This window comes from Gottfriedia acidiceleris (genome assembly GCF_004138285.1).
Lineage (GTDB): Bacteria > Bacillota > Bacilli > Bacillales > Bacillaceae_G > Gottfriedia > Gottfriedia acidiceleris_A.
Window position 1 is genome coordinate 492349 of sequence record NZ_SCFN01000005.1, and the last position, 11154, is coordinate 503502.

Consider the following 11154-nt stretch of genomic DNA (forward strand, 5'->3'; position numbering starts at 1 on the left):
AAGCAGTGGACAAAATTGTCCACTGCTTTATGTATACAAACATATTTTATGGTAAAATAAGTAAAGATAGAGAGGTGTTATTTATGCCAAAAGGTGAAGGGAAAGTAATTGCTCAAAATAAAAAAGCGTATCATGATTACTTTATCGAAGAAACGTATGAAACAGGTATCGTATTACAAGGTACTGAAATAAAATCATTACGTGCTGGAAAAGCTAATCTAAAGGATTCATTTGCTCGTGTTCAAGGTGGAGAAGTATGGCTTCATAATATGCATATTAGTCCATATGAGCAAGGTAATCGCTACAATCACGAACCATTACGTACTCGAAAATTATTGCTACATAATAGAGAAATCGTAAAGTTAATCGGTTATACAAAGGAAACAGGCTATACTTTAGTACCTTTAAAAATCTATTTGAAAAATGGCTATGCTAAGCTATTACTTGGATTAGGTAAAGGTAAGAAACAATACGATAAACGTGATGATTTAAAGAAAAAAGAAGCAAAACGTGAAGTAGAGCGTGCATTTAGAGATCGTCAACGAATCTAATTGGATAATTGTAGAAGCATTGGAATTCTGTTTTTCTTTTAGAAACAATTGTTAATTGCAACTTGTGTTGGATATGCTATAATAAGTTTGTAAGTTAATCAGCAACATAAATTGCACGATGTGCAGATTTTATAGATTATGAAGCCTTTGCTTTATGCTTCGTAAGTCACTCATAGCGAACATATCTGAATAAGTTATGTGAGCATTTTATATGGGGACGTTACGGATTCGACAGGGGTAGTTCGAGCTTAAGTCGCGAGTCGAGGGGTCGGCCTCGTTAAAACGCAAAAGCCAATAACTGGCAAAAACAACAATTTCTCTTTAGCTGCTTAATTGCACTAAAGGCTCCTCCTATGTATCGCCCATGTGCATAGCTTAGAGGGGTTCACTCATTAGTGGGCTACGCCGGACCTCACCGTCTGAGGGGAAAGGAAGAGATTAACCAGACTAGCTATCAGGAAGCCTGTCATTGGGCCAAATGGTATGCGAAATTCTAATACAGTGACTACGCTCGTAGAAGCTTAAGTGCCGATATTCTTGGACGTGGGTTCGACTCCCACCGTCTCCACCAATACATATTGTTTGGTGGTTTTTTTATGCTTAAAATTATGAGAAATTATACCTCTTAAAACGTTAATTTATTAATGTTTTAAGAGGTTTTTTTATTTTAGGAATTAATGCTGGTTATTATAGTCAGAAAATCAAAATGGATAATTGTTGAAGCTTTGGAAACCAATCTAATGTTTTAGAAACAATTGTTAATAGTAACTTCAGATGGATATGCTATAATAAGTTTGTAAGTTAATCAGCAACATAAATTGCACGATGTGCAGATTTTATAGATTATGAAGCCGTTGCTTTATGCTTCGTATGTCACTCATAGCGAACATATCTGAATAAGTTATGTGAGCATTTTATATGGGGACGTTACGGATTCGACAGGGGTAGTTCGAGCTTAAGTTGCGAGTCGAGGGGTCGGCCTCGTTAAAACGCAAAAGCCAATAACTGGCAAAAACAACAATTTCTCTTTAGCTGCTTAATTGCACTAAAGGCTCCTCCTATGTATCGCCCATGTGCATAGCTTAGAGGGGTTCACTTATTAGTGGGCTACGCCGGATCTCGCAGTCTGAGGGGAAGGGAAGAGATTAATCAGACTAGCTATCAGGAAGCCTGTCATTGGGCCAAATGGTATGCGAAATTCTAATATAGTGACTACGCTCGTAGAAGCTTAAGTGCCGATATTCTTGGACGTGGGTTCGACTCCCACCGTCTCCACCAATACATACTGTTTGGTGGTTTTTTTTTATACTAAAATAATAATTCGTAAACCTCTTGAAACTTTGATTTATAAAAGTTTTAAGAGGTTTTCTTTTTTTCCTCCAATAAATCTGTTTTTACTAGTCCTGTTTATCTCTTAGAAGCGAGGATGTAGAATGACTAATATTATAGAAAAGAAAGTTAAAACTAGCGTTTCGGTTAAACTCATGAGAAATTTCTTACAGTTTTAAAAAGGTATTTAGTTATGTCGTTTATGTATGAAAGACATTAAATTCATTTAGGAAAATATTGTATTCTAAAATAATGAAATGAATTTAATTATAAAAATGCTAAAATTCCCCCAAATTTGAATGTTTTGTATTCATTTTTTTAAAACCAAAGTATTTAACTGTTATGTTAAGTTGATGGAACTAAAAAAATGGCATAAAACGACAATTCAAAGCATTAAAACAGTAAAATACCTTTTTTTTGTAGCAAAACCTATTGTTTTTTTTCGTCAAACGACGACAAAATATCGCAAATTCCCCCAATACATAGCTACCTTTTAGTGGAGTATTATTAAGTGGAAGATTAGTATTTGAATATTGTAAATACTTAAATACTTAATCAAAGTTGACTTAAAATGGGGGGAAAACCATGAAAAAGAGACAAAAGAAACGAACATTTTCGGCTGTTGCATTAAGTAGTGCAATGTTACTAAATGTCTTATTACCGCAAAGCGTAATTCTTGCACATGCGGAGTCGAATGTCGATCAAAAAAGCTCAAAAAGCTCATCTGATGGAAAATTTTCAGCAGATGAAGTGAATCGCATTTTGGCTGGATTGACACCAGAACAAAAGGCTAACATAAATAAGCTCACTGGAGCAGACAATGCCAAAAAAATTCGTGTCGATCAGAAAGATTTGAATAGTCCTGAAAAAAATATTAAAGTACTAGTTCAATTTAAAGAAGATCCAGCTAAGATCCAAATCATAAAGCAATCGTTGGCTAAAGGCGGAGCAACTGTAAATAGTCAAGCTTTTGCAAACGAATATTCTGACGCACAAAATAAGGTCAAAGATTCTCATGCCAAATTTAAGAGCTTTGTAAATGCACAGCCTAAAACGCAAATAGTTGGCGGGAAAACTGTTAAAACGGGTATTAGTATAACGAGAGAATATACAGAAGCATTTAATGGAGTTGCTTTATCACTACCTGCAAAATTAGTTGAAAAAATTGCAGAAAATCCAGAAGTTGCTTCTATTTGGTCTCAAGTAGAATATACGGTTGCTGAAGGAAGTGCTCCACAAGCTCAAGAGGCAAGTGGATCTGTAGGCAAGCCAACATCAGCGCTTTCCTACTTAGGATTAGATAAACTTCAAGCTGAAGGTAATACAGGTATTATTAAATCGGGTCCTCGAAAAGGCCAAAAAATTAAGGTTGGTGTACTCGATACTGGTATTGATTACAATCACCCTGATTTGAAGGCTGTCTATAAAGGAGGACATGACCTTGTAAATAATGTAGGCGTTGATGAAAATGGAAATGTAAAATATGTTGATGACCATGATCCAATGGAAACAACTTATGATGATTGGGTAGCTGATAGGGAGCAACCGGATGTAATTTCTGGTCCACCTCCTGCAGATTACAAGCAGTATATTACATCTCATGGAACGCACGTTTCAGGGACAATTGCTGCAAATACGACAAATAATAACGATGTCTATTCAGCGAATGGAGTAGCGCCAGATGTAGACCTTTATGGATACCGTGTATTAGGACCAGGTGGCCATGGTACATCAGACTCGGTATTAAACGGTATTGATCTAGCTGTTAAGGACCATATGGATGTTATCAATCTTTCTCTTGGTGCAAATGTTAACGACCCAATGTATCCAACTAGTATTGCGATTAACAATGCTACTTTAGCGGGTGTTGTTTGTGATGTTGCAGCGGGTAACGCTGGTCCAGGTACAGCAACTGTCGGTTCACCAGGAACTTCTGCACTAGCGATAACGGTTGGTGCAAGTACGATTCCAGGTGAGATTCCTTCGATGACACTAAAGAACGGATCAGCTTCATACAAAGCTCGATTATTTGGTAAAAACTTCGCACAAGCAGACGACGCGTTTAAAGGTAAAACATTTCCAATTGTTGATGTTGGCTTAGGGAGTGCGGCAGATTACAATGGGTTAAATATGTCTGGTAAAATTGCGCTTGTGAAGCGTGGCGGTGAGTTTTTACAAACAAAAATGGCCAATGCACATAAAGCCGGCGTAGCAGGTATGATCATTTGGAACAATAATGCCGATGAAGAGAACCAAGGATTTATTAATAGCTTCTTAGGCGTTAGCATGGATAATGTGTATTCCATTTCATTGACTCAAGCAGAGGGACAAGCTCTTTCTGATGCGATTTACAAGGATCCTAAATCAGCAACAATTACGTTCCCAGATACACTGGATGCGCCAATCGCAAAGAAAGGTGACGAGTTGGCAGGCTTTAGCTCAACAGGACCAGTAAAAGATTGGACAATCAAGCCAGATGTTGTAGCGCCTGGTGTTGACATTTCGTCGACTGTTCCATATGACCTTTGGGAACCACAATCAGATGTAAGTGTAGACCAAAGAGATTATAAGTATTCTTATGAATTAATGTCAGGTACTTCAATGGCAACGCCTCATGTTGCAGGTATTTCAGCATTGATTTTAGCTGCAAATCCAGAATATACTCCGGCAGATGTCAAGTCGGCATTAATGAATACAGCTAAAGATATAAATACAGATTCAAAAACTTATAGCGTATACCAAGTCGGTGCTGGACGTGTTGATCCTGCACGCGCAATTAATGAGGATGTAAAAATCCAAGTTTTAGATAAGGCATATGCTGTTAATTCAGATTCGATGCTAACTCAAGTTGATAACCTTACAGGAAGCATGTTCTTTGGCTTTAAAGGTAGAGGAGAAGGATCAACGAACGGATCTGATGATGTGATTTCATCAAAAGATTTTAACGTAACGAACAAAGGAACAAACGGTAAAACATTTAACGTAAGTACAGAGTTCATTTCAACAAAATTTGCTGAATCGAATAAAGTAGGTCCTGGCACAGGAAATGATGTCAAAATCGCATTTTCTACTGGTGGGTCAAACGTGACATCTATTAAAGTTGATGGTGGTAGTACCGTAAAAGCAACAGCAAAAATTACAGTACCATCAAATGCATTGGATGGCACTTATGAGGGATATATTAACCTTGTAAATGCGGCGGACTCATCGGAGTCTTATCGAGTTCCGTTCACGATTGCCGTAGCTGAGAAAGGCATTGATTCGTTTAAAGTGACGACGAAGGCAATGACACCGAATAGCCTAACGACTTACAACTTATCGGTGAATAATGCAATGAAAGACTTCTATATGGTCTTAAAAGATAAGGACGGAAATTATTTAGGGTTGACGAACTCTCTAGTGGATGCAAGCGAGATTACTCCAGGAGTCCAATACAACAGTCGAATCACACTCTACCTGGGGCAATATCTTCCATTTACGAAGCCATATGATGGTTCATATGATCCATCCGGAGTAGCAACAAAACCTGCAGTGATAAAAGAGGGAACTTATTCTCTTGAAATGATCATGACGGATGAAGCAGGAAAACGCTATACAAAAGAAGATACACTTTATGTAGACAACACACCACCAACGATCAAGATGGACAGTGATTCAAAACCAGGAATTTATGAAATCGATACGACAGGTTACCAACCTGGTCAAGAGATTAAAGGATTTTATGGTTCAGTCTACGATTCAAACGTCGAAGTGATGAAAAATAATGGCGAAACCACGGTGCCAAGTCCAAAAGATGGGTCACCTGTACCTGTCGACCAAGGGTTGAACACAGTTCTCGGTTTCCAAGATAGTGATTCGCCAACTGTAAGGTTCGATACGGATGAGAAAGGTCGATTCCATTTCGGCATTACGCCTGAGGACGTAGCGTCAAAATTCGGTAGCTATTTCTGGGTCTACCCACTTGATTATGCTGGGTCTGGTGATCCATCGATGACGAAACAGGAATATTATTTCATTAAAAAAGGTACCCCATATTTAACAGTTACCAATTCTGGAGGTGTTGATGCGGGGCCAGGCAATGAAGATAAAGTTGTTGTCGATGCGAATAAACCGTTCAAAACGACAATCGCAACAAAGCACAGCGTGGGTATGACAGGCGCTAAAATCACACTCAATAGTAATAACGTTTACAAATTTAGTAATATAAGATTAACAGATGAGTATAAAAACTATTTAAACAGCAAAGGGATTGACCCGACTAAGGTATTAACTGTAGGTGAACCTTATACTGATCCAGTCTGGCAAAGTGGTAAAAACACAGATATTACGATATCTGGCATTGGTGCAAACGGTGCACTTGACCATGATATGAATATTATCGAAGCAGATGTAACCTATGATAACCCAGATCCGATTACAGGACCATTTGAATTTTCGTTTTTGCGATCCACTTTAACGTTATCAGGTGAGGATACGAAAGTTACGTGGTTCCCAACAAATGTACCTTATATCAGACAGTCAATTTCCGTGCTTAGAGGTCAATTGGCGGCTGAAGCTTTTGCAAGAAACAACGTAAGCAATGAATATCCTCAATTCACAGTGGATTCAGGAGCGAAGGTAACGGTTAAAGATGTGAAGGGTAAAACGTTTGAAACGGATAATCCTACATCGTTTAATAACACAATGGCTTATACGTTTATTAACCCGTATTATGCTGTAACAATGGATGTAAGTGACTCTCCATATTCTGTCGAAGCGAGTGTACCAGGACATTTCAAAGGATATGAGAAAACACCAGTCATTGGTGAAAACAAATTTGGCTACCAATCAGGAACAATAAAAGATATCAGAGGTCTTTTCCCGATTCTTTCAGGTGGAGATGTTAATGGGGATAACGTCATTGATATCAATGACATAACTTCGGAGATCCAAGCTTATAACGATTATTCGTTCCTAAGTGCGCTTCTTGGTGGAAACGATCCAGCAGTTAAATCGTTATTAAGAAACGTTCGTAACAATGATATTAACTATACGGGTTCGATGATTGCGACAAGTAAAATTGATTACAATGATTTCTATTTTATTTTCAAAAACTTTGGGTTGAAAAATCAAAGTGCGATCGACGCAGGGTTAACGGTTCCAGAACCGCAACTAAAGTTAACGGAAGATGTGACGATTGGAACAAACAGAGGAAGTTATACAGATCCAAGATTCGATAGCCTTGCAAAAACATTCACCTTACATGCTGGTGATGGAATCGAACAAATAAGAGCAGCGCTAAATTTTGCAGGTCCAAGACAAAAAACAACTGATACGACCATTCCAAAGTTACAAGACTTACAAAATGGTTCGTCAATCTCTCTCATCCCAGTTAGTGATGTGTTTAAAGATGATGTGGTATGGAGAAAAGCGATCACAAAAGTGATGCTAGATTCAACAGACGTAACAAATTTAGTGAAAATCTCAGAAGCATATACGTATTATGATCAATTTGGCGCGTTAGCGGTTATGCCTTCTAAAATTACGTTACCTGGTTCTTTATTTACGACGGCTAAGAATTACACGGTTACGATCAAGGCTACTGGTTATCAAGATGTAACGAATAGCTTTACGGTTTCAACGGTACCAATTCCGACGCCTACCATTCCAGAAGTGACTGACCCATCAAAAGCACATGTAGGTAAGGATTTAACGTTTACCTTTACAGATGATGCGAATTGGCGTAATGGAATTAATAATATAAAGGTGAGAACACAAAACAACGCAACCCTTCTAGATATCACAGATTTGAAAGACGCTAGTGGGAACAAATATTACGACATTAGTGTACCAGGTCAAATTACGTTTAAGGCAGATTTATTCAAGACGAATGATGCAGCTGTTAGTCAAGCTTCGCCAATCAATCCAGGTGGAACGAACTGGTTGCCTCAGTTGTATAAGTTTGATATCAGCTCAAAGGGTGCAGATAATACAATTTACCCAGTTAAAACAATCGGACTTGATTCAAACGGTTTTTATACTCAAGCAGTTGGATATGGTATTACGTTTGATAGTCAAGGTGGGGCACCAGTTGATCCAATCGCAGTTGGATTTAGACCGGGTAAAACCCATGTAAATAATGATGTCATTTACAATCAAGCTGGATATCAAAGCAATCCTAGTACAACAAGACCTGGCTATAAATTTATGGGTTGGTTTAACGATCCATCTGGTACAAGTATTTGGAACCCAACTGATAATATAAGTGCAGATCAAAAAGTTTATGCGAAATGGCAAGTTAATTTTACGCAAAACTATTCACCAGTTGATGTTACGAAACCAAATGGACTGAAGTTTGACGGAATCAGTGAAGCAAGCGGTATTGGTTGGGTACTTGGTGAAGGAGATTTGAAAGTCAATATTCCAGATTATGCAGCGAATATCCCTTGGTTAACGGGTAAAAATCAAATTGCCAAAATCGAAGCCACTTACTATAAATTAAAGAGTGATGGAACGGCAGAGGCTACACCGACAACTTATACGTTAGATCCAAGCACATATGACATGTCAACGAATGATCGAATTGGAACGCTTTCATTTACGACTGCGACGGAAAAATTTGCAAGTGAACATCCAGATCAAAAATTTGCGTTTAGTGCAGCACCAAGTTTATCAAATGCAGGGCAAATTAGTGGATATAATTTAACACTTACTGCAACGACTGGTGAAAAGATCGTGATTCCAAATATTAAACTTAGTTACAGACGTCATATTGACTTAAACGGCGGAACGGTAAAGAACTCAAGTGACTTATACTTCGCCGATGGCCTAGTGAATGGGATTGCTAATGCACCTAGTATGCAATCAGCATTATCACATATCACAAATGGAACGCTTTCACTAAGTGAAAAATTATATCTAGACAGTGCAAACTCAATTGACAAAGTAGCACCGATTTCACAAACTATCGGTATTTATTTAACAGATAATGCAACTTACTATGTATGTTGGATTAAAACACCGCCAAAAGTATTGAAGGATACAGTTGGAAACACTGTAGGTAGCGATATTACGTTACCATTTACAGATGATGGAACATGGAAAAATAATATCAAAGCAGTAAAAATCGGTTCAAAAGATTTAGTTTTAAACAAGGATTTCACAATTAGCAATAACGCAATTACGTTAAACCATGATCTATTCACAGCAGGACAAAAGGTCAATGTGACGATTGTTTCTGAAGGTTATGCGGATGCAGTTGTTACCGATCAAGTAATCGGATATCAAGTAACGTTTGTATCAAATGGTGGTGATCCTGTTCCGGCTCAAATCGTAGATCGAAATGCAACAAAGCCACTAGATCCTACAAAAGTTGGCTATAAGTTCTATGGCTGGTATACAGATCAAAATTTAACAACACCATATGATTTTTCAAACATTGTAACAAAACCAATTACACTTTATGCAAAATATGCTTTAGTCGGATCTCTAGTTTTAACAGATACGACAGATAACGCGCTAGGTAACGATATTACACTTGAATTCGTTGATTCTGAGTGGGCAAATGCTATTACTGGAATTAAAGTTGGTGCAGTTACTTTAGATGGAACAAAATATAAAGTAGATAAGGCTACACGTACGATTACAATTGATAAGAGTGTCTTCACTAAAACTGGAGATTTCAAGATCAATATCAGTGCTACTGATTATGCAGATGTAAACGTAACCCAAAAAGTGGTGAATGGATATAATGTACATTTCGTTCTTTCAAGTGATGCTCCTAAAGAAGTTAAGGATGCAACAAAAGATCAAATTGTATCACGCAGAATAACAGCTCCGACTGTTAATGGCTATGAATTAGCTTGGTTCGCAGATGCAGAATGTACAATTCCTTGGGATTTCACAAGCTCGATCTATTCTACAAAAACACTTTATGGACAATGGAAACTAGCTAAATACACTGTAATCTATGACACGCAAGACGCTGGACTTGTAGTATCAGTAAAAGCAGAGTACAACTCATTACTTGATGAATCAAAACCAACAAGAACAGGCTATACTTTCCTTGGTTGGTACAAAGATGCAGAAGGTAAAACACCATGGAACTTTGAAACTGATAAAGTATCAGGGGACATGATCTTGTATGCGAAATGGAGTATTAACTCTTACAAGATTCACTATATTAGCAATGGCGGCAGTCAAGTGGCTGACAAAACTGCAAATTATAATAGCGTTATTAATTTACCAAAACCAACAAGAACGGGCTATACATTCGTTGGTTGGTACAAAGATGCTACATTAAAAACAGCAGTTGGACCAAATGTAACATTAACAAGTAATATTACACTTTATGCAAAATGGAACATTAACAAATACGCTGTTAAGTTTAACAGTAATGGTGGAAGTTCTGTAGCTACTAAAACAGTGAATTACAATTCAACAGTAGGTCAACCAGCATCACCTACTAGAAAAGGTTATGTATTCCTTGGATGGTACAAAGATGCTTCAGGTAAAGTAGCTTGGAACTTTGCGAAGGATCGAGTTACAACAAACACGACAATTTATGCGAAATGGGTAGCAATTCCAGCTAAACCATCAAATGCTAAAGTGACAAAGTACGGAAAAACTTCAGCTAAATTAACGTGGTCAAGTGTGTCAGGTGCTACAGGTTATGAAATTGTTAAATCAACTTCAAAAACTGGTTCTTATAAGCACTTAAGTGACGTAAAAACGACGTCATACACAAATACTGGATTAACTAAGGGTAAAACTTACTATTACAAAGTCCGTTCATTTAAAATTGTTGGATCGAAAAAAATCTATAGCGACTGGTCAAGTGTTGTAGCGATCAAACTATAAAAAATGTAATAACAAGCAGTACAAATTCTCTCAAGTAAAATTAAAAAGGGTGTTGATAAGGTAATTGATTTAACACCCTTTTTGAAAAGTAAGCAGGTAAAACGATTAGTATAACTTTTTTCATATAAACTTTCCCTTAAAAATAATAAAAGACAAGAATACAATTTTAGTATTCTTGTCTTATTTTTTATTTTAATAAAACCGTAATTATATTAAAATACAATAAAATTTTTGATAACAATTATTGGCACCACGAATTAGTAAATTAATTTTTTTTAAAAAATATTTAAATTCCCCCAAATTTGAACAAAATGGATTCGGTTTTGTTAATTAACAATATTTTGCTTAATAAGAGCTTTTTTTACAAAATCTTATAAAATTTTATTGAATTTAATAAAAATATTATAGTTTTTAGTTGGATTATGTCGCTTTTTGT

2 protein-coding genes and 2 other RNA genes are annotated in these 11154 nt (G+C 37.0%); all 4 read left to right on the top strand.

Annotation, left to right across the window (positions count from 1 at the left end):
• The first annotated feature begins 83 nt into the window (after nt 1-83).
• The 4 genes from smpB to EP747_RS11005 all read left to right on the top strand — a co-directional run bounded on the left by smpB (nt 84) and on the right by EP747_RS11005 (nt 10718).
• A complete protein-coding gene (gene smpB / locus EP747_RS10990) occupies nt 84-551 on the top strand; it encodes an SsrA-binding protein SmpB (RefSeq protein WP_056469927.1) in 468 nt (155 codons plus the stop codon).
• A gap of 213 nt (nt 552-764) precedes the next feature.
• Nucleotides 765-1122: a transfer-messenger RNA gene (ssrA, locus tag EP747_RS10995) on the top strand.
• A gap of 349 nt (nt 1123-1471) precedes the next feature.
• Nucleotides 1472-1829: a transfer-messenger RNA gene (gene ssrA, locus EP747_RS11000) on the top strand.
• A gap of 636 nt (nt 1830-2465) precedes the next feature.
• The gene (locus EP747_RS11005; RefSeq protein WP_129689904.1) at nt 2466-10718 is read left to right on the top strand and encodes an InlB B-repeat-containing protein; all 8253 of its coding nucleotides are present in this window, start codon (nt 2466-2468) and stop codon (nt 10716-10718) included.
• Nucleotides 10719-11154 lie beyond the last annotated feature (436 nt).